Origin of the sequence: Sphingobium indicum B90A (assembly GCF_000264945.2) — a bacterium.
GTDB classification, from domain to species: domain Bacteria; phylum Pseudomonadota; class Alphaproteobacteria; order Sphingomonadales; family Sphingomonadaceae; genus Sphingobium; species Sphingobium indicum.
The window spans coordinates 1,199,446-1,223,879 of record NZ_CP013070.1 but is presented as its reverse complement, the minus strand read 5'-3'; the positions used below and the strand labels follow the sequence as shown (position 1 = coordinate 1,223,879).

Genomic DNA, 24,434 nt, shown 5'->3' with positions numbered 1-24,434 from the left:
CGACACCCGAGGCGATCTTCAACGCCCAAGTTGAAATCCCTCTTCCATCCTTCGAGCAATTCACCCCGCCCGCCGCGCCTCCTAACGGCGCGAAGCGCAACGCCACGCCGCCACGCGCGCTCCCACCCCGCGGCCATGCAAAGCCCCTTGCGGAACCAACCCGCCTCCCTCACCATTTTCAGACAGCCATGCCCCACTGGATCGAACCCCACCCGACCGGCATCTATGTCCGCCCGGCCGATGCCTGGATCGATCCATCCGTCCCTCAGGAGCGCGCCCTCGTCACCCACGGCCATGCCGATCATGCGCGGGGCGGCCATGGCCATGTCTGGGCGACGCGGGAGACGCTGGCCATCATGGCCCTCCGCTACGGCACCGCATCCGGCACGGCGCTTCCCTATGGCGAAGAAATCCGCATGAACGGCGTCACGATCAGCTACATTCCCGCCGGTCACGTCCTCGGTTCAGCCCAGATCGTCCTCGACCATGCGGGCGAGCGCGTCGTCGTCACCGGCGACTATAAACGCCGCCCCGACCCCACCTGCCAGCCCTTCCAGCCCGTCCCCTGCGACATTTTTGTCACCGAAGCCACCTTCGGCCTCCCCGTCTTCCGCCATCCCGACACCGGCAGCGAAGTCGACCGCCTGCTCGCCGCCCTCCACGCCAATCCCGACCGCTGCGTGCTGGTCGGCGCCTATGCCCTTGGCAAGGCGCAACGCCTCATCAGCGAACTGCGCGCAAGAGGACATCACGACCCCATCCACATCCACGGCGCGCTGGACCGCATGTGCGCCCTCTACGCGCAATTCGGCGTCGATCTGGGCGAGCTGCGCCCCGCCACCGATCAACCCGCCAAAGAGCTGCGCGGCCGCATCGTCGTGGCGCCCCCTTCGGCCCTCAACGACCGCTGGAGCCGCCGCCTGCCCGATCCTATCACCGCCATGGCGTCGGGCTGGATGCGCGTCCGCCAGCGCGCCCGCCAGCGCAATGTCGAACTGCCCCTCATCATCTCCGACCATGCCGACTGGGACGAACTGACCGACACCATCCGCGAAGTCGCCCCGTCGGAAACCTGGATCACCCACGGCCGGGAGGAAGCCCTGCTCCACTGGTGCATGACCCACCAGATGCGAGCCCGCGCGCTGGCCCTGATCGGCCGCGAAGACGAGGATGAGGGCTGATGGTCCCCACCGCACCACATCCGTTCGTTTCGAGCGCAGTCGAGAAACGGATAGCACGCACATACCATTTGGCGTCGCTGAACTCGGTCCTGCCTCGTTTCTCGACTGCGCTCGAAACGAACGGGGGTCGGGATTGAAATGCGCGCCTTCTCCCAACTCCTCGACGGCCTGGTCTACACCCGCTCCCGCAACGGCAAGCTGGACCTCATTGCCGCCTATATGCGCAGCGCCCCCGACCCCGACCGGGGCTGGGCGCTCGCCGCCCTCACCGGCAATCTGGACCTGAAGGCGGTCAAGGCTTCCACCATCGCCGAAATGACCCGCGCCCGCGTCGACCCCGTCCTGTTCGAAATGAGCCGCGACTATGTCGGCGACCTGGCCGAAACCGTCGCCCTGCTCTGGCCCAAGGCCGAAGACCAGCCGCCGGAGGTCGACGACGGCTCCCTCACCCTCTCCGCCATCATAGACCGGCTCCACGCCACCAGCCGCGCCGCCGCCCCCGCGATCCTCGCCCGGATGATGGATCATCTCGATGCCTCCGGCCGCTTCGCCCTGCTCAAGCTGGCGACCGGCGGCCTGCGCGTCGGCATCTCCGCCCGCCTCGCCAAGACCGGCTTCGCGCAGGCCTTCAACCTCGACGTCGACGATGTGGAGGAATGCTGGCACGCCCTCGCCCCGCCCTATGCCGCCCTCTTCCAATGGGCAGAGGGGAAGGCGGAGCGTCCCGACCCGGCGGGCACGCCCTTCTTCCGCCCCTTCATGCTCGCCCACCCGCTGGAGGCGGAAAGCGTCGACCTCACCGACTATGCCGCCGAATGGAAATGGGACGGCATCCGCGTCCAGATCGTCGGCACGCCCGGCGAAACCCGCCTCTACAGCCGCGCCGGGGACGACATCACCGGCAGCTTCCCCGACATAGCGCAGGCGCTGCGCCATCATGCCGTCCTTGACGGCGAACTGCTGGTGAAGGGCGAATTCCAGGGAGGCGAAGCGGCCAGCTTCAACGCCCTCCAGCAACGGCTGGGCCGCAAGGCGGTGACGGCGAAGATGATGGACGACTATCCCGCCTTCGTCCGCCTCTACGACATATTGCTGGACGCCGACGAAGACCTCCGCCCGCTGCCGTGGGAACAACGCCGCGCCCGGCTGGAAAGCATCGTCCCGCAACTCGACCCGCACCGCTTCGATCTGTCCGCCCTGATCGAAGCGCCCGATTTCCACGCACTCGCCGACATCCGCGCAGGCGCCCGCGACGCCGCCATAGAGGGCGTGATGCTCAAACGCCGCGACAGCCCCTATGTCGCGGGGCGAAAGGCCGCGCTCTGGTATAAATGGAAACGCGACCCGCTGACCGCCGACTGCGTGATGATGTACGCGCAGCGCGGCCACGGCAAACGCTCATCCTTCTATTCCGACTACACCTTCGGCTGCTGGACGGAGGAGGGCGAACTGCTGCCCGTGGGAAAGGCGTATAGCGGCTTCACCGACGAGGAACTGAAATGGCTCGACCGCTTCGTGCGGACCAACACGGTCAACCGTTTCGGCCCGGTGCGGGAGGTGGAAAAGTCGCTGGTGCTGGAGGTCGCCTTCGACAGCATCCACGAAAGCAGGCGGCACAAGTCCGGCCTCGCCATGCGCTTTCCCCGCATATCCCGCATCCGCCGCGACAAGCCGGCGCATGAAGCGGACAGCATCGCCGGCCTCAGGCGGTTCCTGATCTGACCGCTCGCCCCGCCGTCAGGAACCGAAAGCCGGAGGAAGGAAGGCGTGGATGGGCCGCGCGCTTCCGGGCGTCCCTTCCAGCAAGGCGTGGGTGATGCCGATCCCGAAACCGCTATAGGCGATGAGATCGGCGACGAGTTGCGTCAGGACGATCGCTCCCACGCCCCAGAACCAGGCCGCATGGACATGGCCATGCCGCCGCTTGTCGGCGATCATGCCGATCACCGGGAAGATCAGCGTCGCCAATATCCCGATCCGCCAGGCATGGGGAATGAACAGCGGCATGGGCAGCAACCGCCCCAGTCCCGGTCCGGTCAGGATGGCCATGGCCGTCATCATCAACCGGCGGTGCCAGCCCATGTGGCGGCGGCGGCGCAATGCGGTCATCGCCATCGCGCCGAAAAGCAGCAGCAGCAGCGAATTGCTGAACAGAAACTCGCTCTGGTCGAAGAAGAAGGGCCCGCCCGTCCGGCGCAGTGACGTCAACATGATGGCGAAGCCCAGCACCACCATCACCGGAACCCAGCCATAGGCCAGCAGGCCCAGCTTCCGGTGCAGCGCGACATGATTGCCCGCGATCAGCCAGTTCTGCGCGACATAGAGCGCCACCCAGCCGAAAAAGACCAAGGCATGGACATGATAGACGACCGGCACGGCGAAGGTCGATCGCCCCATCGCCAGGTTGAGCGCGAAGCCAGCGACGATGACCGTCGCCATCACGACCGCCATGACGCGGAAAAAATTGCGCTCGGCATCCGGAAAGCCCCGCTGCCGCAAGGCCTCATCGCTGATTGTCGCCATCTCCATTCCCCCCTGTGATCAAGGCCGGAAAAGCAATGTCCTCTCCATCGCCCCCCATGCCCACGCCGCGATGCTTCCCTTGATATACCGTCCCCATGCCGATGAGAAGATGAGCCGTGGTCAGGAGCATCCTCAAATCGGCTACCGTCACAAAAAGCCCCACCGTCACAAAACCCACCCCCATTCGGGCTGAGCTTGTCGAAGCCCTTCACTTCTTCCTTTCAGAACAAAAACCCCCTCAAAGGCAGCCGCTCAGGAAGCACCGACAGGCTCAGCGCGAACGGTAGAAGGGTCGATCACCCCTCCCCCCCAACCTCCGACTTTGCGCTGTCACGCACAGTCCCTATATGGGCGCTTTCGCGCCTGAGGCGCGGCACAGCGATGGAGCAGTTGAATTGAGCAAGGTTCTGGTCATTGGCGCGGGCGGCGTGGGTTCTGTCGCGGTTCACAAGATGGCCCAAAACCCCGATATTTTCAGCCATATCACCCTCGCCAGCCGCCGCATCGTCTCCTGCGAGAAAGTGGCCGAATCGGTGAAGGCCCGCACCGGCGTCACCATCGACGTGGCGCAGGTGGACGCGGACAATGTCGCCGAAACCGTCGCCCTCATCGAACGGGTCCAGCCGAAGCTGGTCGTGAACCTCGCTTTGCCCTATCAGGATCTGGCGATCATGGACGCCTGCCTGGCGACCAAAACAGATTATCTCGACACCGCCAATTACGAACCCCGCGACACGGCGAAGTTCGAATATAGCTGGCAATGGGCCTATCAGGACCGCTTCAAGGAAGCCGGGATCATGGCGCTGCTGGGTTCAGGCTTCGACCCCGGCGTCACCAGCGTCTTCGCCAGCTATATCAAAAAGCATCTGCTCGACCGGATCGACACGCTCGACATTCTCGACTGCAATGGCGGCGACCATGGCCAGCATTTCGCCACCAACTTCAACCCGGAAATCAACATCCGCGAAGTCACCGCCCCCTCGCGCCACTGGGAAGGCGGCAAATGGGTCGAAGGCCCGGCGCTCAAGCACAAGCAGCCGTTCGACTTCGACCAGGTGGGCGAAAAGAACATGTACCTCATGTATCATGAGGAACTGGAATCGCTCGCGAAATTCTACCCGGAAATCAAGCGTATCCGCTTCTGGATGACCTTCGGCGACGCCTATCTGAAGCATCTGGAGGTGCTCCAGAATGTCGGCATGACCCGCATCGATCCGGTCATCTACAACGGCCAGGAAATCATCCCGCTCCAGTTCCTGAAGGCCGTGCTGCCCGAACCGTCCAGCCTGGGTCCGACCACTAGGGGCAAGACCAATATCGGCGACATCGCCACCGGCCAGAAGGACGGCCAGCAGAAGACCGTCTATGTCTATAATGTCTGCGACCATGAGGACGCCTATGCCGAAACCGGCAACCAGGCTGTCAGCTACACCACCGGCGTCCCGGCGATGATCGGCGCCGCGCTGATGCTGACGGGCGCGTGGAAGGGGGAGGGCGTGTTCAACATCGAACAGTTCGATCCCGACCCCTTCATGGACATGCTGAACAAGCACGGCCTGCCCTGGCAGGTAAAGGAACTCGAAGCGCCGCTGGACTTTTAAAAGCCACGTGCTCCTGCGAAGGCAGGAGCCCAGTCCCGCCGTCTGAACTGGGTTCCTGCCTACGCAGGAACACGGCATCGAATGGAATGCCCATGGAAACCAAAGCCGGCGACCCCGCCGCCTTCGCCCGCTTCGACCTCAACCGCGTCCCCTCGCCCGCCTTCGTGGTGGACGAGGCTGCGGTGCGCCGCAACCTGTCGCTCCTGCGCGACATAGGCGACCGCGCGGGCATCAAGGTGCTGGGCGCGCTCAAGGCCTTTTCCATGTGGTCCCTCGGCCCCGTCATCGCGGAATATCTCGACGGCGTCTGCGCCTCCGGCATCTACGAAGCCCGCCTCGCCCATGAGGAATATCGGGGCGAGATCGCCACCTATTGCGCCGCCTACAAGGCAGAGGATCTGGCCGAAATCCTGAAGATTTCCGACCATGTGATCTTCAACAGCCCCGGCCAGATCGCCCGCCTGCGCCCGGTCATCGAAAATGCTCGCAACAACGGTGTGAACTTCGACATCGGCCTGCGCATAAACCCCCTCCACGCGGAGGGCGAAGTCCCCAAATACGACCCCTCCCAGCCCCACAGCCGCCTGGGCTTCCCCATCGACCAGTTGCGCCCCGAACATCTGGCGGGCGTCGACGGCCTGCACGTCCATAATCTGTGCGAACAGGATTTCCTGCCGCTGGAACGCACCTGGGCCGCCATCGAATCCCGCGTCATGCCGCATGTCGGCGGTCTCAAATGGCTGAACTTCGGCGGCGGCCACCATGTCACCCGCGCCGATTACCAGACCGACCTGCTGATCGCCTTCCTCCAGCGGATCAAAGCGCAGACGGGCCTGGAACTCTATATCGAACCGGGCGAAGCCATGGCTCTGGACGCCGGCATATTGATCGGCGAAATCCTGGACGTCATCGACAACGGCATGCCCGTCGCGATCACCGACATCTCCGCCACCTGCCACATGCCCGACGTCATAGAGGCCCCCTACCGCCCCGCCATGCTGCATGAGGAAATGGAAGGCCAGCTCACCCGACTCGGTGGCCCGTCCTGCCTGGCAGGGGACATCATCGGCGACTATCGAGTCCCCGGCGGCGCGACTCCGGGACGGCGGATCGCCTTCCTCGACCAGGCCCATTATTCGATGGTAAAGACCAATACATTCAACGGCGTGCCCCTGCCGTCCATCTGGCTGTGGAACCCGGAAACCGACGAACTCCAGCAAATCCGCCAGTTTTCCTACGAGGATTTCAAGTCCCGCCTCTCCTGACGCACATTTCATAGCGGCAAGCGCAACAAAATTTACGGACGCGCTTTACAGGGGGACCCCCGCCGCATATATCGCCCTTCCGCTGCCCCATGGGACTTCCACCGCAAGGCAGCTTCTTTGCCAACGACTACCCTGGAGGTCCCTTGAGTTGCACAAGCATCATAGCGCGCTGGGGGTAGCGACCACCCTCAAACCGGCAGCTCCGGTAACGCTTGTTCGACCCCAGGCTGCGGCCCGGGCCGCCCGCTTCTTTTCCGAGAAGTTTCCGGGGCGCTCGCTCTATGCGGTCAAAGCGAATCCGTCTCCCGATCTGATCCGCACCCTGTTCGCTTGCGGAGTCACGCATTTCGACGTGGCGTCCATCGCGGAAGTGCGCCTTGTCGCGGAGACGCTGGGGAATGAGGCGAAGCTCTGCTTCATGCACCCGGTCAAGGCCGAGGAAGCCGTCGCGGAAGCCTATCATGTCCACGGCGTGCGTACCTTCTCGCTCGATTCGATGGACGAGCTGGCCAAGATCATGCGCGCCACCAACGACGCGACGGACCTGGAACTGTGCGTCCGCCTGCGCGTGTCGTCCGAACATTCGGAACTCAGCCTCGCCTCCAAATTCGGCGCGGAACTGGGCGAAACCCGCGAACTGCTGATGGCGACCCGCCAGGCTGCCGACGCGCTGGGCATCTGCTTCCATGTCGGCAGCCAGGCCATGTCGCCCCAGGCCTATAGCGACGCCATAGAGCGCGTCCGCGCAGCCATCGTCGATGCGGCCGTCACGGTCGACATCATCGATGTCGGCGGCGGCTTTCCGTCCATCTATCCAGGCATGGAGCCGGTCGCGCTCGAAAATTATTTCGACGCGATCCACCGCGGTTTCGAAAGCCTGCCGATCAGCTATTCGGCTGAACTGTGGTGCGAGCCTGGCCGTGCCCTTTCCGCCGAATATAGCTCGGTCGTCGTGCGCGTCGAACGCCGTCGCGGCACCGAACTCTACATCAACGACGGCGCCTATGGCGCGCTGTTCGACGCGGCGCATATCGGCTGGCGTTTCCCCGTGGCCCTGCTGCGGGAGGAAGAGAGCGAGGCGGAACTGACCGGCTTCTCCTTCTATGGCCCCACCTGCGACGACATGGACCATATGGTCGGCCCCTTCATGCTGCCGGACGACGTGCAGGCGGGCGACTATATAGAGATCGGCATGCTGGGCGCCTATGGCGCTGCGATGCGCACCGGCTTCAACGGCTTCACGTCCGAAGCTGTCGTCGAAGTGGAGGATGAGCCGATGGCCAGCCTCTATGTCGACGCCGTCCCGGTCCGCCGTCGCGCCACTGTCATCAAGCTAGGGTAGAGGCTCAGGCCTCCCCTTGGGGAGAGGATGCAAGGCCCCTCGCCGCACTCCCCCGCGGCGAGGGGCTAATGCGCTCAGCGCCGGAAGATGCCGACCAGTTCCACATGGGTGGACCAGCGGAACTGCCCCACCGGCCGAACCCGCTCCAGCCTGTAGCCGCCAGCGACCAGATGCGCCGCGTCCCGGGCAAAACTGGCAGGGTTGCAGGAGATATAGGCGATGACCGGCACGCGCGATGCGGCAAGCCGCACCACCTGTTCCCGCGCTCCGGCACGCGGCGGATCGATGACGATTCCCGCGAAACGATCGATCTCCGCGGGCGTCAGCGGCCGCCGGAACAGATCGCGATGATCCGCCGCCATGCGGCGCTGCGCGCGATTGGCAGCCGATTTGAGGGACAGGACCAGATCGCGTGCCGCTTCCGCCGCATAGACCGGCCGCCCTTGCCCCAAGGCCAGCGCGAATGTGCCGAGGCCGCAGAAAAGGTCGGCAATGGCGCCCTGTGCCGGCATGGCCGCGCCTGCTTCCCGCACCAGCGCGGCTTCGCCGTCGGGCGTCGCCTGAAGGAAGGCGAAGGGCGGAAAGGCGACCGGCACGCCGCCGAAGCTGACCGTGACCGGCTCCGGCTCCCAGCGGGTCTGCGGACCTTCGCCTTCGTCGATGGTCAGCCGAGCCAGCCCATGGTGCTGCGCGAAGGCCAGGAGCGCCTCATCGGCGGCAAGTCCTTCGATCCGCACGCCCTCCAGCAAAAGGTCCACGCCCTGGTCGGTCAGCGACATGCGAACATGCGCGGAGCGCTTTTCCGGCAGGACGAGGGCGCACAGGCTCCTCAGCGGCGCCACCAGCGCGAACAGCCGGGGATCGAGGATTTCGCACATCGTCAGGTCGACCAGCACATGGCTGCCCGACTCCGCAAAGCCGATGACGACCTTCCGGCCCTGCCGGATCGCCCGCAGCGATGCGCGTCGGCGGACCTTGGGCGGGGAGATATGGGGCGGCAGGAGCATGCCCGGCTCCACCCCCTGCCCCGCCAGGGCACCCGCGACGCGCGCCGTCACGAACTCCGCGTAGCTCGCATCGTCGACATGCTGCAACTCGCATCCGCCGCAGGTCGGGAAGTGCGCGCATGGCGGGTCGGCATGATGCGGTCCCGGCAGGATGCCGCCGTCCGCAGCGATCCGGTCGCCGGGCGCGGCGAGCGGAACATGGCGGCCATTGGCGGTCATGCCATCGCCCTTGGCGGCGATGCGGACGATGATGTCGGTGTCGAGTTCGGTCACAGGCGGGAGGCGATAGCCGCTGGCAGCTCCACAAGCAAATCGTCGGCGATGAAAGCCGCGCCCGCCCGCCGGGCGGCCTCCCCGTGCAGCCACAGCGCCTCGCACGCCGCCCGAAATCCGTCGCCCGTGACGGCAAGCCGAGCAGCGACCAGTCCCGCGAGCACATCGCCCGTTCCCGCCGTCGAAAGCCAGGAAGAACCGGGAGGCGACAGGACGGCGCGTCCATCCGGCGCGGCGACGATGCTGTCGCTGCCCTTGTAGATCAGCGTCGAGCGGGACCGTCTTGCCGCCTCCAGCGCCCGCTCCACCTTGCTGCCCGGCAGATTTCCGAACAGGCGGACGAATTCGCCTTCATGGGGGGTGAGGACAGCGCCCGGCGGAACGGCATTCAGCCCCTCCTCCGCCAGCAGGACCAGCGCATCGGCGTCCAGAACGAGCGGGTGCCCGGCCGCAAGCACCGCCTTCAACCGATCCGAAGCGCCCTTCCCGCGTCCCAGCCCCGGGCCGACCAGAACCGCCCTGAACCGGCCATCATTCAGCCTATGCGCCACATCCTGCGCTGCATCGGTCCGCTCCGCGATAATGGCGCCCGGCCCTTCCTGGACCTGGCCCTGAACCAGGTGCCGGACCATGCCCGACCCTCCATGCGCGGCCGCCTGGCTTGCGAGCAGCCCGGCGCCGGCCATCTCGCCGCCGACCACGGCGACCAGTCCACGGCTATATTTATGCGCGGCCGGGCCTGGGCGATGCAGTTGCGGGGGAGCGAGCCGGTGCATTTTCGCATGGGACGTCTCGATGCCGATGTCGGCGCAGACCAGCCGCTGCCAGCATGTTGCGGCAGGCTGCAACATATGCGCCGGCTTGAGAGCGCCCAAGGCAATGCAGACGCCCATGCCAGGCACATCGGACAGCAGTTCGCCCGTGTCCGTCTGCACGCCGCTCGGCAGGTCCAGAGCATAGCTGAAGCTCGCCTGTTCGGCGAGGGCGCGCAGCTTCGTCGCGACCTCCGCGTCCAGTCCACGCGACAGGCCGGTGCCGAACAGAGCGTCCACGATCTGCGTCGCCGGCGCGGCGTCGAGGAAATTCTCGACCGGGCCGCCCCACGCCTCCCGCGCCTTCATGCTGGAGTCCGTCCGGCTTTTGTCCAGCGCCGCGACGCGCACGGCCACACCCCGCGCCCGGAGCAGCCGCGCGATCACGAACCCGTCGCCGCCATTGTTGCCGGGGCCGCAAAGGACCAGCAGGTCGCGCTTCCCGCCTGCCCGCCAGACGATCTCCGCAGCGGCGGCTCCCGCCCGCTCCATCAGCATATATTCGGGAATGCCGGCGGCCATGACGGCCAGTTCCGCCTCCCGCATCTCGGCGCCGGTCAGGATCGCATGGCCGCGCATCATCTCTTCCCTTCGGACAAGCGGGCGGGAAAGCGATAGCGGTCCTGTCCGACGCTCAACTCGATTGCGCCTTTGCCGGCGACCAGAATGCTTGCCTCCTCCGCTCCGTCCGCCGGCACGATCCCGCGCCCGTCATGGACTATCCGGAAGCGCCGAAAGCCACCGTCGGCATGGCGCACCGTCAACAGTTCTCCATCCCGTTCGACGGGGCAGTCCTCGCTCCATTCGGCGCCCGGGCCGATCGCGCAGGAGATCAGTTCCCTTCCCTTGCCAGCCAGCTCTCCAGCCCCCGATGAACCGCCGCATCCGGCCAGCGCCAGGCATGTGAGCAGGCTCATCAGGGCGCGCCGCCTCATCATTCCATCCCGCCCGTCATGCGAGCCGGCCGCGGCATTCGAGCACCACCGGAGTCAATATGTCGGCAAATCGCCTTTGCCCGTCCGCGTCACCGACCAGGTCCTGCCGCATCTCTATGCCCAGATAGGGAATGCCGTTCCCCTCCGCATGGCGGTTCATCGTGGCGTTCAGCACCTTGCCCGAATAGGGCAGTTGATCCCCCACCTTCAGCCCCGCCGCCTCCAGCATGGGAATGGCTATCCGCGCCGCCCTGTCGTCCCGGTTGTAGAGGACGCCGATGTCCCAGGGGCGCTTCTGGCCGGGATCGCTTGCCAGGCGGGGCGTGAAGCTGTGGACCGACAGGATGAACGGCGACGCCATGCGCTCCAGCAGCCGCGCGACATGATGATGATAGGGATGGTGGAACCGCATCATCCGGTCGGCCAGGTCGGCATGGCGGTTGCCCGGAACGGCATGGCCGTCGCTCATCACGGGCAGCAGGCCGGGCGCATCCTCTTCCCGGTTGAGGTCGATGACGAGGCGCGAAACGCCGCCCAGCACGGCCGTGCAGCCCAATTGCCGAGCCAGCAGCGCGCTGACCTGCGCCACGCCGATGTCGACTGCGATATGATCGCCCAGCAACGCTGCGTCGATCCCAAGGTCGATGTCCGCCGGAACATGCGCCGAGGCATGATCGGCAATGATCAGGATATTGAGATCGCCGCCATCGATCTGGGTAAAGGCCTCGCTCATGCCGCCCTGATCCTCGTTTCCGCGACCCACCATCCGTTCCGAGCCGCACGCAAGGCTGCCGCCGCCTCCGCCATCTGCCGATCCGTATCGAACAGGGCGAAGCAGGTCGCGCCCGATCCCGACATGCGGGCAAGGCGCAATCCGCCGCAGGTCTTCAACGCCGCCAGCACATCGGCGATCACCGGGGCTGCGGCCATGGCGGGAGGTTCCAGATCGTTGCGCCCGTCGCTGATCAGCTGCTCCAGCCCCTCGGCCGCAAGCGGCCCCCGGTCGCGTCGATCCCACCCGCCGAAGACCTGCGCGGTCGACAGCGCCACGCCCGGATTGACGAGCAGGATCGGCATGGCGGACAGGCCCTCCATGACCTGCGGCTGCAATATCTCGCCGCGTCCGCGCACCATTTGCGGAATGCTGCCGAGGCAGGCGGGAACGTCCGACCCCAATGACAAGGCGATGCGTTCCAGAAGCTGGGGCGCCACGGGCGCGTTCCAGAGTCGCATCAGCAACCGCAACGCCGCCGCGGCATCGGCGGAACCGCCGCCAATGCCCGAGGCGACGGGCAGGATCTTGGTCAGCCTCAGGTCGGCGCCGGGACTGTCCCCCAGATGGTCCTGCAATGCGCGGGCCGCCCTGATCACCAGATTGTCCGGCCCGCCATCCAGCAGAGGCCCGAACGGCCCGTCCATCTCCAGCCGGATTTCCCCATCCGCGCGGATGCGGCCCGTCAGCCTGTCGCCCAATTCGGTGAAGACGAACAGGCTTTCCAGCGCATGATAGCCGTCCGCCCGCCTTTCCCGGACATGGAGCGCCAGATTGATCTTGGCGAAGGCGGTTTCGACCAGTTCGCCCGCTTCCACCGGGCGGGCGGCGACATGCTCCGCTTCAACGTGCGGCATATTCGGGCTTCATCCCCTCTCTCGCCTTGGCGGCCAGTCGTTGCGCCGTTTCTCCCTCGGCGAAGACGGCCGCGGCGCGCCAGGCATAGCGCGCCTCATATCGCCGCCCGGCAGCCCAGAGCGCATCGCCCAGATGTTCATTGATCGTCGCGTCGGAGGGCGCGCCGGCAGCTGCCCGCTCCAGCATCGGCACGGCGGCATCAATGTCCCCGGTCAAGAACTGCGCCCAACCGAGGGAATCGGTGATCGATGCGTCCTGCGGCTTCAGCGCGCTCGCCTTTTTCAGCAACTCCAGCGCCGCGTCCATATTCTGCCGCCGCTCGATCTGCGCATAGCCCAGATAATTGAGTATGGCGGGTTCGTCCGGGGCCAATCTCGCCGCCCGTTCCAGCACGGCGCGCGCCTCGTCCCATCGCGCGCCCTGTTCCAGCGCGCTGCCCTCGAACAACAGCAGCGCCCAGGGGACTGCATCGCCCGAATAGCTGGCCTGAGCCGTGCGGAAGGCGGATGCGGCAGCCCGGTAATCCTTCTCCTGCATCAGCAACTGGCCCAGGCGGACATGGCGCTCCGGCTCTGCATTGGGCACGGCGGCCAGGGTACGGGCAAGGACGATCGCCTCCTGCCGCTGTCCCGCCGCCGCCAACGCCTCGACCAATTCGGCCTGCGCCAGCGCGCCATGCCAACCGGTGCCGGGAACCTTGCGGACCTCCTCGACAGCATAGGCCGCATAGCCGCCCCGGCCCAGCAAATCGGCGGCGACGATGCGGGGCGTGGCCCCGGCAGGATCGGCAAAGGCGGCGATGCGCGCCAGCCTGATCCCCAGCGACCCCGTGCTGCCGTCCGATGATATGTCGGTGGCCAGCCGGGTAAGCAGCCGGGCGAAACCCTGTCCCGCCGTCAGCGCTCGGCCATGGAGCGAAAGCGCCTTGCCCCGCGCGATGTCCTCGCGGGCCAGCGCGAAATTGGCGTGGGTCTCGGGCAGAAGCGCCAGCGCCTCCGCCCTGGCGCCCTGCGCCGCCAACTGTCCCGCGAAGATCAGCCGCAGTTCGTCCGCCTCCGCCGTCCGCAATGCAAGGGCGCGGTTGATCGCTGGCCGGGCGGCCTGAAGATCGCCGCCGCGAAGCGCCTGCAGCGCCAGATGCTCGTCAAGATAGCGCTTTGCGAGCGACGCGAAGCGGTCGGCGGGATCGATGACGGGCGCCGCATAGCGCCCCTCCCCCACCGAAATCCAACTGCGCATGATCGGCGCCAGAAAGGCGAAATTGCCCTCCGCCACCAGGCGGTCGACGATCAGGCGGGCGCCTGCCCAATCCTTGCGGTTCAGCGCGTCCGCGATCTGGAGCAGCGTGCCGTCGCGTGGCAGCATGCCCTCCCCCTCCAGCACGGCGGCGGAGCGCAGCGCCAGCGCCATGTCGCCGCTGATCACCGCCTGGAAATAGGAGCGCCGGGCGACATCCAGGCTGCCGGGATCGCCCGCCAGCGCCTGCCGATAGCTGGTCAGCGCAAGGCCGGGAGCGCCGTCGTCATCGGCCAGGCGCCCCCGCATATAGGCATGCAATGCGCCGCCCGGGTCCACCGATGCGCCCGCCACGGCGGGCAGCGCCAGCATGATCGCAGCAAATGCCTGTTGAGGTAGGCGCCTACATGTTCGGATAGTTCGGCCCTCCACCGCCTTCGGGCACGACCCAGTTGATGTTCTGGGTCGGATCCTTGATGTCGCACGTCTTGCAGTGGACGCAATTCTGCGCGTTGATCTGGAAGCGGGGATTGCCCTCGTCCAGCCCGACCACTTCATAGACGCCCGCCGGACAATAGCGTTGCGCCGGCTCGTCATAAAGGGGGAGGTTGTAGGAAATCGGGATTTCCGGATTTTTGAGCTGGAGATGGACCGGCTGATCCTCCTCATGGTTGGTGTTGCTGAGGAACACCGACGACAGCCGGTCGAAGCTGATCACGCCGTCGGGCTTGGGATAGTCGATCTTCCTCGACACGTCCTTGCGCCACAGCTTCTCCGCGTCGGGCTTGTGCTTCATCGTGAAGGGCAGGCCGATCTTCAGCGTGCGCATCCACATGTCGATGCCCGCCAGCACCGTGCCGATGCTGTTGCCGAACTTCGACAGCAGCGGCTCGGCATTCTTGACCAGTTGCAGCTCGGTCGCGATCCAGCTCGACCGCAGGTTCGCCTCATAATCGTCCAGCACGTCGCTTGACCGTTCAGCCTGGATCGCCGCGAAGGCGGATTCCGCCGCCAGCATGCCCGACTTCATCGCCGTATGCGTGCCCTTGATGCGGGGCACGTTGACGAAGCCCGCCGAACAGCCGATCAGCGCGCCGCCGGGGAAGGCCAGGGTCGGGATCGACTGCCAGCCGCCCTCGTTGATCGCCCGCGCGCCATAGGAAACGCGGCGGCCGCCCTCCAGATATTTGCGGATTTCCGGATGCTGCTTCCAGCGCTGGAACTCCTCGAACGGGTAGAGATAGGGGTTGCGATAGCCCAGCCCGACGACGAAGCCCAGCGCCACCTGCCCATTGGCCTGATGGTAGAGGAAGCCGCCGCCATAAGCGTCCGTCAGCGGCCACCCCTGGGTATGAATGACGAGGCCCGGCTTGTGCTTGGCGGGATCGATGTCCCACAATTCCTTCATGCCCAGGCCATAGACCTGCGGCTCGCTGTCGGCGTCGAGCGCGAACTGGCGCTTCAATATCTTGGTCAGATGGCCGCGCGCCCCCTCCGCAAAGAAGGTGTAGCGGGCATGCAGTTCCAGCCCCGGCTGATAGTCGGGCTTGCGATTGCCCTCCCGGTCGACGCCCATGTCGCCGGTCGCGACGCCCTTCACCGACCCGTCCTCATGGTAGAGGATTTCCGCCGCCGCGAAGCCGGGGAAGATTTCCACGCCCAACCCCTCGGCCTGTTCGGCCAGCCAGCGGCAGAGATTGCCAAGCGACCCAGTGTAGGTGCCCTTGTTGTGCATCCAGCCCGGCGTCATGATGTGCGGCATGCTGATCTTGCCGCCCTTGCTGAGGAACCAGTGCTGGTTGTCCGTCACCGGCACTTCCGCCATAGGGCAGCCCATGTCGCGCCATTGGGGGAGGAGCTCGTCCAGCGCCTTGGGGTCCACCACCGCGCCCGACAGGATATGGGCGCCGATTTCCGATCCCTTCTCCAGCACGCAAACCGACAATTCCCGCCCGGCCTCGTTCGCGAGCTGCTTCAGCCGGATGGCCGAAGACAGCCCCGCCGGCCCTCCGCCGACGATGACGATGTCATAGGGCATCGAATCCCGTTCGCTCATAATCCCTCCATTCCGTCGACGCCGTGGGTTTCCCTCCCGATCCGGTCGCCGCGCTACCCAAACGTTTTACCACTGAGGGCGATGAAGAAACTTGACCACGGCGTCAACCTCTGGCCCAAGACAATCAATGCGGGGATTAATGCGGGAAAATCTGGCGGACGCCGCCAATGCCTATATGGCGTGGTGGAGCCTGGCCGGCGTGGATTGCGCCATGGGGGAGGAGCCGACCAATTGGCTGCGTCCCCTTCAACAGTCGGCGCGGATACGCGCTGCCGTTCCCGAAGACGGTCCCGCCCAGCCGAGGCCCCATTCGCTCGAATCCTTCCTGACCTGGCTTGCGCAGGATGCCGCGCAGCCGGAACGGCGCTGGCCGGGCGCCGCGATCATGCCCGCCGGACCCGTCGACGCGCCGCTCATGGTCATCACCGACATGCCCGATCCGGTGGACATCGGCGCCGGAACGCTGCTCAGCGATCGCGCGGGACAGTTGTTCGACGCCATGTTGCGGGCCATCGGGCTCCAACGGCAGGACGTCCACCTCGCGTCCCTCTTCCTGTCCCGCCCGCCGGGCGCGATGGTGGAGGCGTCGGACCTGGCGGCGGCCGCGGCGCGCATGCGCACATATGTGATGCTTGCCGCCCCGCGAAGATTGCTGTTGTTGGGCGACCGGACGATCCGCGCCCTGTTGCCCGCCGCGGATTCAGGTTCACGGGTTTTTAACCATGACGGCGGCACCTTACCCGTCTTCGCCACATTTCACCCGCGTTTGCTGCTTGGCCAGCCCGCGGCAAAGGCGGAATGTTGGCATGTGCTGCAAGGTCTGATCGAGGAAATGGCTAAGTGATTCGCGCAACCACCCTTTCGTCCTGCGCGGCGGCGATGGCTTTCGCCGCGATCGCCGCTTCTCCGGCGAACGCCGACACGGCGGTTCCGGTTTCCGCGATTTCCAGTGACCTGTCCTCATCGCCTCTCCGGTTGAATGACGCCGACAAGGGGCGGTACGGCGCCATATACGCGGCTTTGCGCGATCAGAAATGGATGGACGCGAAGGCGATGATCGGCGCGCTGGACGCGCAGGACGCTTTCCGCCCGGTCGCCCTGGCCGAACTTTACCTCGCCAGGAATTCGCCCCGGGTAGAGCTGTTCGATCTGCTCGACCTCATCGACAAGGCGCCGTGGCTGGACAAGGCGGATCAGCTTTCCCGGCTGGCGCAGAAGCGCGGCGCCACGATCCTGCCGGTCCTGCCGCAGGTGCAGAAGATGGTCTGGCTGGGCGGCGCGCCCCGCCGCGAATATGTCGCGGCGGTGAAGACCGATGCGCTGGCCCAGGCGCTGGTCGGCCAAATCCAGCCGTTCATCAAGAATGACGATCCGGCCGGCGCCGAAGCCTTGCTCGCCACGGGCGAGGCCGGGCTGACGCCGGAAGGCCTCACCGAAGTGCGGCAACGCGTCGCCTGGGCCTATTATATCGAGAGCGACGACGCCAATGCCCGGCGCATGGCGGCTAAGGCGCTTGAAGGCCGGAGCGGCGGCGATTGGGCGGTGCAGGCCTATTGGACGACCGGCCTTGCGGCCTGGCGCCAGAATGACTGCCGCGCCGCCGCCCCCGCTTTCGCCAATGTCGCGGCGCTGGCGGGCAACAGCGACATGCGGGCCGCCGGCGCCTATTGGTCGGCGCGCGCCTATATGGTGTGCGGAGAGCCGGAACGGGTCGAAAATCTGCTGAAGACCGCCGCTCGCTCGGAAGAGAGCTTCTATGGCCTGCTGGCGCGCGAAACGCTGGCCGTGCCGCTGGGCGGCGCGCCCTCCGCGCCGCGCTTCGGCGCCGCGGAATGGCAGCAGCTCAAGGACAGTCCGAATGTGCGGGCGGCGATAGCCCTGTCCGCCATCGGCGAAACGGCGCGGGCCGACCAGATTCTCCGCTATCAGGCGAAGATCGGCGGGACCGGGCAATATGATGCGCTGATCCGGCTGGCGGGTGCGCTCAGCCTGCCGGAAACGCAGCTCTGGCTCGCCCATAATGGTCCCGTGGGCAAGCAGCCGGGCAGTTTCGCTCGCTTCCCCGCTCCCGATTGGCGGCCGGACGGCGGATGGCGGGTCGACCCCGCGTTGATCTATGCCCATGCGCTCCAGGAATCGGGTTTCCGCCGGGATGTCGTGAGCAGCGCGGGCGCCAGGGGGTTGATGCAGGTGCTGCCCAGTACGGGCAACCTGATGGGACTTTCGGCCTCCGACCAATTGTTCGTGCCGTCCACCAATATGGAATATGGCCAGCGCTATCTGGAAAATCTGCGCGACATGGGCGCGACTGGAGGGCTGCTGCCCAAGGTGATGGCCGCCTATAATGCCGGGCCGATGCCGGTCGAGCGCTGGAACAGCGAAGTGAAGGACAATGGCGATCCGCTGCTGTTCATCGAATCCCTGCCCTATTACGAGACGCGCGCCTATGTGAACATCGTGATGCGCAATTATTGGATGTACCAGATCCAGGCAAAGGGCAGCGCGGAATCGCTGGCTGGAATGGCGCAGGGACTCTGGCCGACCTTCCCCGGAGCGAAGGGCACGCGCCTGGTGCGCCTGACGCCCAGGAAACCGATCGCCAGCGCCAGCATCGCCGCCAGCATCGCGGGCGGTTCCGACTGATGCCGATCGACGAAAGCCGGCCCTTCCTGCCGGTCCGGATCGCATTGCTGACGGTGTCGGACAGCCGCACGGCCGCCGACGACCGTTCGGGCGACATTCTGGCGGATCGCATTGCCGCCGCCGGCCATGTTCTGGCCGACCGGCATATCGAGCGGGACGAACGATCGGCCATCGTTGCGCGCCTGCATGCCTGGATCGACGATCCGCAGGTCGATTGCATCATCACCACGGGCGGAACGGGCGTCACGGGGCGCGACGTCACGCCCGAAGCGCTGGCGCAGGTGCAGGACAAGGAGATTCCGGGCTTCGGGGAACTGTTCCGCTGGCTCAGCTATCAAGGCATCGGCACGTCCACCATCCAGTCGCGGGCGACCGCCTGCGTGGCGCGGGGCACCTATATCTTCGCGCTGCCCGGATCGACCGGCGCGGTGAAGGACGCTTGGGACGGCATCCTTGTCAGCCAACTCGACAATCGCTTCCGGCCCTGCAATTTCGTGGAACTCATGCCGCGCCTGACCGAGCGCTGAAACATCGCCACGCCTTGCGGCCTTATTTGGCCGGCGCGGGATTTTCCTTGAAGAATTTGCTCGCCTCACCCAGCATGACCGTCCACCAGTCGATCACATCCGCAAAATTCTTCTGGTTGAGCCCGCCCACCGTCGTCACGTCATAGGCGACCGCCAGCGATCCGTCGTCCCAGACGGACATCTGCGCGAACCTCTTGTCCTTGTTCCATTTATTGGCCAGTTCAGGCGTATTGCCGCCGTCATCCTCGAAGCTCACCTGAAATTGCAGCGAGCCGCAATGGAGCGTCTGTTCGCATTCGTAGAAGAAGATCGAATAATCATAGCCGCTCGCGGCGCTTTCGATCTTCGGATTGCCGGTTTGCTTGCTCTTGCTCAACAGCGCCTTGTATCCGGCGGCCTGGAGCGCCTTCACCACCGTCTGCGGATCGCTCGCGCATACCAACCCGGCGCCGCAGGCCTCCCTATCGGCGGCCAGGCCAGGCGTGGCCAGCGCCGCCATCCACAAGCTCGCCGCGACGATGATCTTCCGCATGATACCCCCTTTTTCGACAGGTTTCAGATGAACCGGCGGATAGGGTCTTGTCAATATGTTCTCTCTATGTTCTAGTCGTGGGATGACGGCGGAGAAAGGCAGAGGCGCTACGGTCAACGGCGACAGCCGACGCTTCAACCTGCCTGAGCGGACGGCCGACGGCGATTGGCTGGATAATTTGGCCAACATAGACGGAGCACCGCCGAGACGGCGCACGGAGGTGACCGTCGAACGCCCCCGCACCATCATCAGCCGCAACAATTCCCCCGACATCGCCTTCAGCCAGTCGATCAATGCCTATCGGGGATGCGAACATGGCTGCATCTATTGCTTCGCGCGTCCCACCCACGCCTATCACGACCTGTCGCCGGGTCTCGATTTCGAAACCCGGCTGTTCGCCAAACCCGATGCGGCAGCGCTGCTCCGCAAGGAGCTTTCCAGAAAAGCCCATCCGGTAAGTCCGATCGCGATGGGCACCAACACCGATCCCTATCAACCGATCGAACGGGATTGGAAAATCACGCGGCAATGCCTTGAAATATTATGGGAATGCCGGCATCCGGTCTATATCACGACCAAGTCCCATCGCATAATGCGGGACATTGATCTGCTGACCCTGATGGCGGGGGAAAGGCTGGTCGCGGTGATGATTTCGGTGACGTCGCTGAATCCCGCCACGGCCCGGACGCTGGAACCGCGAGCGCCGCATCCGCTCCGCCGCGTGGAGGCGATCCGGGCATTGGCGCAGGCGGGCATACCCGTGGTCGCCAGCATATCGCCGATCATCCCCGCCATCACCGATCACGAAATAGAGGATATTGTCGCCTGCGTCGCGTCGGCCGGCGCGCTGGACGCCAGCTATATTCCCGTCCGCCTGCCGCATGAAGTCGCTCCGCTGTTCCGCGCCTGGCTGGAGGAACATTATCCCGACCGCGCGACCAAGGTGATGGCGATCATTCGCGACATAAGGGGCGGTCGCGACAACGACCCCGACTTCGGCAGCCGGATGCGGGGACAGGGAGTGTGGGCCGACCTGATCCGCACCCGCTTCCAGAAGGCACGGAAACGGGCTGGATTCACCGGCGGACGAGTGACGTTGCGCACCGATCTGTTCCGAAGGCCGGAGGGTGACCAGATGAGCTTGTTCTAGGCACATCCTGTTGCTTCAAATCCTGCGGTGGAACTGGGTTCCTGCCTTCGCAGGAACAAGGGGGATGGCATGGCAGGCTCCCCGACCGGAGGAGCGCTTAGCCCGCCACCAGCCGCAAGCCGGAACGCCGGTTGCGGGCGCGATAGCCGTCCGCTTTGGCTTCCATCCGCTCGAACGACCCGATGCGCAGGCCCGTTATCGTCGCGATGCTGTCGACCTGATCCGCGCCGATCAGATAATCGTCGCCCAGGAACAAGCGCGCGGCTTTGCCGCCGCCCACGGGCGCCCGCAGGAAGACTTCGCTCCGCCCTCCCCTGGCGCTCGCCAGAATCTGCGCCAGCGCTCCGATTGCGGCTGCATCGCTCACATCGACCACCAGTTCCATGCGGGAATTGTTGGCGAGTTGGCGGAAAGGCTCGATCCCCCGAATCGTCACCCGCGGCGTTTCCTCGCCCGGCAGCCGGTCCAGTTCCACCATCAGCAGCGCGCAATCGCCCTCCCGCGCCATATCCTCGATAGCCTTGCAGGCATCCTCATCGAAGCAGCTCGCCTGAAACTGACCGCTGCTGTCGGAGAATGTGGCGGCGGCATAGCGCGCCCCCCGCCTGGTTTCGCGCCAGCGCACATCCTCGACCATGGCGGCCATCACGCCATTGGCCCGGCCGCCTTCCGCCACGGGTTCCGCGCATATCGCGCCATAGCTCTTTGCGCCCCGCGCCTCCGCCAGATGCCGGTAGCGGTCCACCGGATGGGCGGAGAAATAGAAGCCGAAAGCCTCCTTTTCCTGCGCCATGCGGTCCGCCGTCGACCAGGTCTGGTGTGGTGGGACGCGCACATCGGCATGCGGCGTTTCGACATCGCCGAACAGGCCGCCCTGCCCGCTTTCCCGCGCCTCCGCGGCGCTGGAAGCTACGCTGAGGATCGTTTCCGCGGCTGCATGGACTCCGGCCCGGTCGGGATGCACGCCGTCAAAGGCGCCTGCCGCCGCCAGGCTTTCCAACTGCCGCCGGTTGAGCAGGCGCGGTTCGATCCGGTCGGCGAAATCGTCCAGCGACTTGAACGACCCGCCAGCCTCCCGCTCGGCCACAAGCTGTTCCATCGCCTTCTCGCCCACGCCTTTCAGCCCGCCCAGCGCATAGCGCACGGCAAAGCCCAGGCGCGGATCGTCGCCTTCGCAATCGACCGCTTCGACCGAGAAGTCCGCGAGGCTGCGGTTGATGTCCGGCGCCAGGCAGGTCAGCCCCATGCGCCGCATATCGTCCACGAACACCGTCAGCTTGTCGGTCAGGTGGATGTCGAAAGCCATGGACGCGGCGTAGAATTCCGCCGGATAATGCGCCTTCAGCCAGGCGGTCTGATAGGCGAGCAGCGCATAGGCGGCGGCGTGCGACTTGTTGAAGCCATAGCCGGCGAACTTGTCGATCAAGTCGAACAGTTCGTTCGCCTTGGCCGCCGCGATGTCGCTTCTCGCGCACCCTTCGACGAAGCGGGCGCGCTGCGCGTCCATCTCCGCCTTGATCTTCTTGCCCATGGCGCGCCGCAGAAGGTCGGCGTCGCCCAGCGAATAGCCCGCCAATATCTGGGCCGCCTGCATCACCTGTTCCTGATAGACGAAGATGCCGTAGGTTTCTTCCAGGATCGGTTTCAGCAATATGTGAGGATATTCAATCTCTTCCTGCCCGTTCTTGCGACGACCGAACATCGGGATATTGTCCATCGGACCCGGCCGGTAGAGCGATACCAGCGCGATGATGTCCCCGAAATTGGTCGGGCGCACGGCGGCCAGCGTCTTGCGCATGCCTTCCGATTCCAACTGGAACACGCCGACCGTGTCGCCGCGCTGGAGCAGTTCGTAGACCGCCGGATCGTCCCAGCCGAGCGAATTGAGGTCGATCTCCACGCCCCGTCCGGCCAGCAGTTGCACCGCCTTCTGCAACACCGACAATGTCTTGAGGCCAAGAAAGTCGAACTTCACCAGTCCCGCGCCCTCGACATATTTCATGTCGAACTGAGTCACCGGCATGTCCGAACGGGGATCGCGATAGAGCGGCACCAGTTGCGACAGCGGCCTGTCCCCGATCACCACGCCCGCCGCATGGGTGGAACTGTGGCGCGGAAAGCCCTCCAGCTTCATCGCATAGTCGATCAGCCGCTTGACCTGCGCGTCATTGTCATATTCCGCCCTGAACTCCGCGACGCCGTTCAGCGAGCGTTCCAGCGTCCATGGATCGGTCGGATGGTTGGGCACCAGCTTGGCCAAGCGGTCGACCTGGCCATAGCTCATCTGCAGCACCCGGCCCGTGTCCTTCAGCACGGCCCGCGCCTTCAGCTTTCCGAAGGTGATGATCTGCGCCACATGGTCCGCGCCATATTTCTGCTGGACGTAGCGGATCACCTCCCCCCGCCGCGTTTCGCAGAAGTCGATGTCGAAATCCGGCATGGAGACGCGTTCCGGGTTTAGGAAGCGTTCGAACAGCAGCCCCAGTTGCAGCGGATCGAGATCGGTGATGGTCAGCGCCCAGGCGACGACTGATCCCGCGCCCGAGCCGCGACCCGGCCCCACCGGAATGTCATGATCCTTAGCCCACTTGATGAAGTCGGCAACGATCAGGAAGTAACCGGGGAATCCCATCTGGATGATGATGTCGGTTTCAAATTTCAGCCGCTCGAAATAGGGCTTGCGCGCTTCCTCGTCGACGATGCCGGCCTTGGCCAGCCGCGCCTCCAGCCCTGCCGTCGCCTGCTCGCGCAGCATCTTCGCCTCGCCCTCTATGTCGCCGGCCAGGCTGGGCAGGATGGGCTTGCGCTTGGGGGCGGCGACGGCGCAGCGCTGCGCGACCACCAGCGTGTTGGCGAGCGCTTCGGGCAGATCGTCGAACAGCCGCTTCATTTCCGCCGCCGGCTTCATCCAGGCGTCGGGCGAACTGGTCCGCCGGTCGGGCGTCTCGACATAGGCGCTGTCGGCGATGCACAGCATCACGTCATGCGCCTCGTGGAAATGCGGCTCGGCAAAACAGGTCGGGTTGGTCGCCACCAGCGGCAGGTCGCGGGCATAGGCCAGGTCGAGAAGTTCCGGTTCCGCCTTCCCCTCAATCGGGTCGAAGCGGCGGCAGATTTCGATATAGAGCCGGCCGGGGAACAACGCTTCCAGCCGCTTGGCATAGGCAAGCGCCGCTGCCGGCTGATCCTCGGCAAAGAGCCGCGCCAGAGCGCCCTCTCCCCCGGCGGTCAGGGCGATCAGGCCGTCGGTCCGTCCCTCCAGCATGTCGAGGCTGATATGCGGCACTTCTTCGACCGGGCGGTCGAGATGCGCCATCGACACCAGCGCGCAGAGATTGTCGTAGCCGGCGGCATCCTGCGCATAGAGGGCGATCCAGTCATGCACGGGCGCCGCATTGGCCGGCCGGTCCGGCCGCGAAACGCCGACCATCGCGCCGATGATCGGCTGCACCCCCTCCCCCTTGCAGGCGTCGGAAAAGGCCATGGAGCCGTACAGGCCGTTGCGGTCGGTGATGGCCGCGGCGGGAAAGCCCAGAGCCTTGGCCTGCTTCGCGATCTTCTTGGGGTCTATCGCCCCTTCCAGCATGGTGAAGGATGAAAAGACGCGAAGGGGGACGAAACCGGCATGAGGCATGTCCTCATCTAGGCATTGCCGCCGATTCGACGCCAGCCCCCGCTTGCAGAAAGTCGTGGGTAAAATCGCGCCGGCACGGGCCGATGG

Annotated in this window: 19 protein-coding genes; 9 read left to right on the top strand and 10 right to left on the bottom strand. The window is 65.6% G+C overall.

Annotated features, from left to right (window positions below):
- Positions 1-188: 188 nt before the first annotated feature.
- Together SIDU_RS05875 and SIDU_RS05870 are read left to right on the top strand one after the other, a co-directional pair.
- Entirely contained in the window at positions 189-1,181 is a 993-nt protein-coding gene (locus tag SIDU_RS05875; RefSeq protein WP_007685808.1) for a ligase-associated DNA damage response exonuclease, read from the top strand.
- A 138-nt stretch (positions 1,182-1,319) separates the two neighbouring features.
- Positions 1,320-2,903, top strand: coding sequence for a cisplatin damage response ATP-dependent DNA ligase (locus tag SIDU_RS05870; protein WP_007685806.1), 1,584 nt, complete (start codon positions 1,320-1,322; stop codon positions 2,901-2,903).
- A gap of 15 nt (positions 2,904-2,918) precedes the next feature.
- Here the strand turns inward: SIDU_RS05870 and SIDU_RS05865 are convergent, their stop codons facing one another.
- Positions 2,919-3,704: a hypothetical protein gene (locus SIDU_RS05865; protein WP_007685805.1), complete on the bottom strand. Its 786-nt coding sequence runs from the start codon at positions 3,702-3,704 to the stop codon at positions 2,919-2,921.
- 395 nt (positions 3,705-4,099) lie between these two features.
- Here SIDU_RS05865 and SIDU_RS05855 point away from each other — a divergent pair, with 395 nt between their 5' ends.
- From SIDU_RS05855 to SIDU_RS05845, 3 genes are all read left to right on the top strand, one after another.
- Entirely contained in the window at positions 4,100-5,305 is a 1,206-nt protein-coding gene (locus SIDU_RS05855) for a saccharopine dehydrogenase family protein (RefSeq protein ID WP_007685801.1), read from the top strand.
- 92 nt (positions 5,306-5,397) lie between these two features.
- Entirely contained in the window at positions 5,398-6,570 is a 1,173-nt protein-coding gene (locus SIDU_RS05850) for a carboxynorspermidine decarboxylase (protein ID WP_007685799.1), read from the top strand.
- A gap of 148 nt (positions 6,571-6,718) precedes the next feature.
- A complete protein-coding gene (locus tag SIDU_RS05845; protein WP_007685797.1) occupies positions 6,719-7,912 on the top strand; it encodes a type III PLP-dependent enzyme in 1,194 nt (397 codons plus the stop codon).
- Positions 7,913-7,986: 74 nt separating this feature from the next.
- On the opposite strand, the gene SIDU_RS05840 is transcribed toward SIDU_RS05845, so the two are convergent.
- The 7 genes from SIDU_RS05840 to SIDU_RS05810 are packed head-to-tail and all read right to left on the bottom strand — an operon-like array spanning position 7,987 to position 15,861.
- Positions 7,987-9,192 carry a class I SAM-dependent RNA methyltransferase gene (locus SIDU_RS05840; RefSeq protein WP_007685795.1) on the bottom strand — a complete coding sequence of 402 codons (1,206 nt, stop codon included), beginning with the start codon at positions 9,190-9,192 and terminating at the stop codon, positions 7,987-7,989.
- The gene (locus SIDU_RS05835) at positions 9,189-10,583 is read right to left on the bottom strand and encodes a bifunctional ADP-dependent NAD(P)H-hydrate dehydratase/NAD(P)H-hydrate epimerase (protein ID WP_007685792.1); all 1,395 of its coding nucleotides are present in this window, start codon (positions 10,581-10,583) and stop codon (positions 9,189-9,191) included. The genes SIDU_RS05840 and SIDU_RS05835 overlap by 4 nt, the downstream gene beginning before the upstream one ends.
- Positions 10,583-10,939 (bottom strand): hypothetical protein, encoded by a 357-nt coding sequence (locus SIDU_RS05830; protein WP_007685790.1) that lies wholly within the window; start codon positions 10,937-10,939, stop codon positions 10,583-10,585. Before SIDU_RS05830 ends, SIDU_RS05835 begins: the two co-directional genes overlap by 1 nt.
- Before the next feature lie 16 nt (positions 10,940-10,955).
- Entirely contained in the window at positions 10,956-11,672 is a 717-nt protein-coding gene (locus SIDU_RS05825) for an N-formylglutamate amidohydrolase (protein ID WP_007685789.1), read from the bottom strand.
- The gene (locus tag SIDU_RS05820; protein ID WP_007685787.1) at positions 11,669-12,568 is read right to left on the bottom strand and encodes a 4-(cytidine 5'-diphospho)-2-C-methyl-D-erythritol kinase; all 900 of its coding nucleotides are present in this window, start codon (positions 12,566-12,568) and stop codon (positions 11,669-11,671) included. Before SIDU_RS05820 ends, SIDU_RS05825 begins: the two co-directional genes overlap by 4 nt.
- Positions 12,555-14,177, bottom strand: coding sequence for a tetratricopeptide repeat protein (locus tag SIDU_RS05815; protein WP_007685785.1), 1,623 nt, complete (start codon positions 14,175-14,177; stop codon positions 12,555-12,557). Before SIDU_RS05815 ends, SIDU_RS05820 begins: the two co-directional genes overlap by 14 nt.
- A gap of 31 nt (positions 14,178-14,208) precedes the next feature.
- A complete protein-coding gene (locus SIDU_RS05810) occupies positions 14,209-15,861 on the bottom strand; it encodes an electron transfer flavoprotein-ubiquinone oxidoreductase (protein WP_007685783.1) in 1,653 nt (550 codons plus the stop codon).
- Between the two features lie 139 nt (positions 15,862-16,000).
- Between SIDU_RS05810 and SIDU_RS05805 the strand changes: the two genes are divergently transcribed.
- From SIDU_RS05805 to moaB, 3 genes are read left to right on the top strand one after another with little or no spacing between them, the layout of a single operon-like run.
- A complete protein-coding gene (locus tag SIDU_RS05805; protein WP_007685780.1) occupies positions 16,001-16,705 on the top strand; it encodes a uracil-DNA glycosylase family protein in 705 nt (234 codons plus the stop codon).
- The gene (locus SIDU_RS05800; RefSeq protein ID WP_007685778.1) at positions 16,702-18,504 is read left to right on the top strand and encodes a lytic transglycosylase domain-containing protein; all 1,803 of its coding nucleotides are present in this window, start codon (positions 16,702-16,704) and stop codon (positions 18,502-18,504) included. The genes SIDU_RS05805 and SIDU_RS05800 overlap by 4 nt, the downstream gene beginning before the upstream one ends.
- The gene (gene moaB / locus SIDU_RS05795) at positions 18,504-19,031 is read left to right on the top strand and encodes a molybdenum cofactor biosynthesis protein B (RefSeq protein WP_007685776.1); all 528 of its coding nucleotides are present in this window, start codon (positions 18,504-18,506) and stop codon (positions 19,029-19,031) included. The genes SIDU_RS05800 and moaB overlap by 1 nt, the downstream gene beginning before the upstream one ends.
- A gap of 22 nt (positions 19,032-19,053) precedes the next feature.
- Here the strand turns inward: moaB and SIDU_RS05790 are convergent, their stop codons facing one another.
- Positions 19,054-19,563 carry a YbjN domain-containing protein gene (locus tag SIDU_RS05790; RefSeq protein WP_007685775.1) on the bottom strand — a complete coding sequence of 170 codons (510 nt, stop codon included), beginning with the start codon at positions 19,561-19,563 and terminating at the stop codon, positions 19,054-19,056.
- 82 nt (positions 19,564-19,645) lie between these two features.
- Here SIDU_RS05790 and SIDU_RS05785 point away from each other — a divergent pair, with 82 nt between their 5' ends.
- On the top strand, positions 19,646-20,713 hold the full coding sequence (locus SIDU_RS05785; protein WP_025772007.1) for a PA0069 family radical SAM protein: 1,068 nt from the start codon (positions 19,646-19,648) through the stop codon (positions 20,711-20,713).
- Between the two features lie 97 nt (positions 20,714-20,810).
- Here SIDU_RS05785 and dnaE read toward each other — a convergent pair whose 3' ends face one another.
- The gene (dnaE, locus tag SIDU_RS05780; protein ID WP_007685773.1) at positions 20,811-24,347 is read right to left on the bottom strand and encodes a DNA polymerase III subunit alpha; all 3,537 of its coding nucleotides are present in this window, start codon (positions 24,345-24,347) and stop codon (positions 20,811-20,813) included.
- Positions 24,348-24,434 lie beyond the last annotated feature (87 nt).

What these genes read in the sequence shown, in the direction of transcription:
- SIDU_RS05815 (WP_007685785.1), bottom strand. Translation starts at nt 14,177, where the DNA reads ATGCTGGCGCTGCCCGCCGTGGCGGGCGCATCGGTGGACCCGGGCGGC.
- SIDU_RS05850 (WP_007685799.1), top strand. Translation starts at nt 5,398, where the DNA reads ATGGAAACCAAAGCCGGCGACCCCGCCGCCTTCGCCCGCTTCGACCTC.
- SIDU_RS05810 (WP_007685783.1), bottom strand. Translation starts at nt 15,861, where the DNA reads ATGAGCGAACGGGATTCGATGCCCTATGACATCGTCATCGTCGGCGGA.
- SIDU_RS05820 (WP_007685787.1), bottom strand. Translation starts at nt 12,568, where the DNA reads ATGCCGCACGTTGAAGCGGAGCATGTCGCCGCCCGCCCGGTGGAAGCG.
- moaB (WP_007685776.1), top strand. Translation starts at nt 18,504, where the DNA reads ATGCCGATCGACGAAAGCCGGCCCTTCCTGCCGGTCCGGATCGCATTG.
- SIDU_RS05865 (WP_007685805.1), bottom strand. Translation starts at nt 3,704, where the DNA reads ATGGCGACAATCAGCGATGAGGCCTTGCGGCAGCGGGGCTTTCCGGAT.
- SIDU_RS05785 (WP_025772007.1), top strand. Translation starts at nt 19,646, where the DNA reads ATGACGGCGGAGAAAGGCAGAGGCGCTACGGTCAACGGCGACAGCCGA.
- SIDU_RS05790 (WP_007685775.1), bottom strand. Translation starts at nt 19,563, where the DNA reads ATGCGGAAGATCATCGTCGCGGCGAGCTTGTGGATGGCGGCGCTGGCC.
- SIDU_RS05875 (WP_007685808.1), top strand. Translation starts at nt 189, where the DNA reads ATGCCCCACTGGATCGAACCCCACCCGACCGGCATCTATGTCCGCCCG.
- SIDU_RS05835 (WP_007685792.1), bottom strand. Translation starts at nt 10,583, where the DNA reads ATGCGCGGCCATGCGATCCTGACCGGCGCCGAGATGCGGGAGGCGGAA.
- SIDU_RS05825 (WP_007685789.1), bottom strand. Translation starts at nt 11,672, where the DNA reads ATGAGCGAGGCCTTTACCCAGATCGATGGCGGCGATCTCAATATCCTG.
- SIDU_RS05805 (WP_007685780.1), top strand. Translation starts at nt 16,001, where the DNA reads ATGCGGGAAAATCTGGCGGACGCCGCCAATGCCTATATGGCGTGGTGG.
- dnaE (WP_007685773.1), bottom strand. Translation starts at nt 24,347, where the DNA reads ATGCCTCATGCCGGTTTCGTCCCCCTTCGCGTCTTTTCATCCTTCACC.
- SIDU_RS05830 (WP_007685790.1), bottom strand. Translation starts at nt 10,939, where the DNA reads ATGAGGCGGCGCGCCCTGATGAGCCTGCTCACATGCCTGGCGCTGGCC.
- SIDU_RS05870 (WP_007685806.1), top strand. Translation starts at nt 1,320, where the DNA reads ATGCGCGCCTTCTCCCAACTCCTCGACGGCCTGGTCTACACCCGCTCC.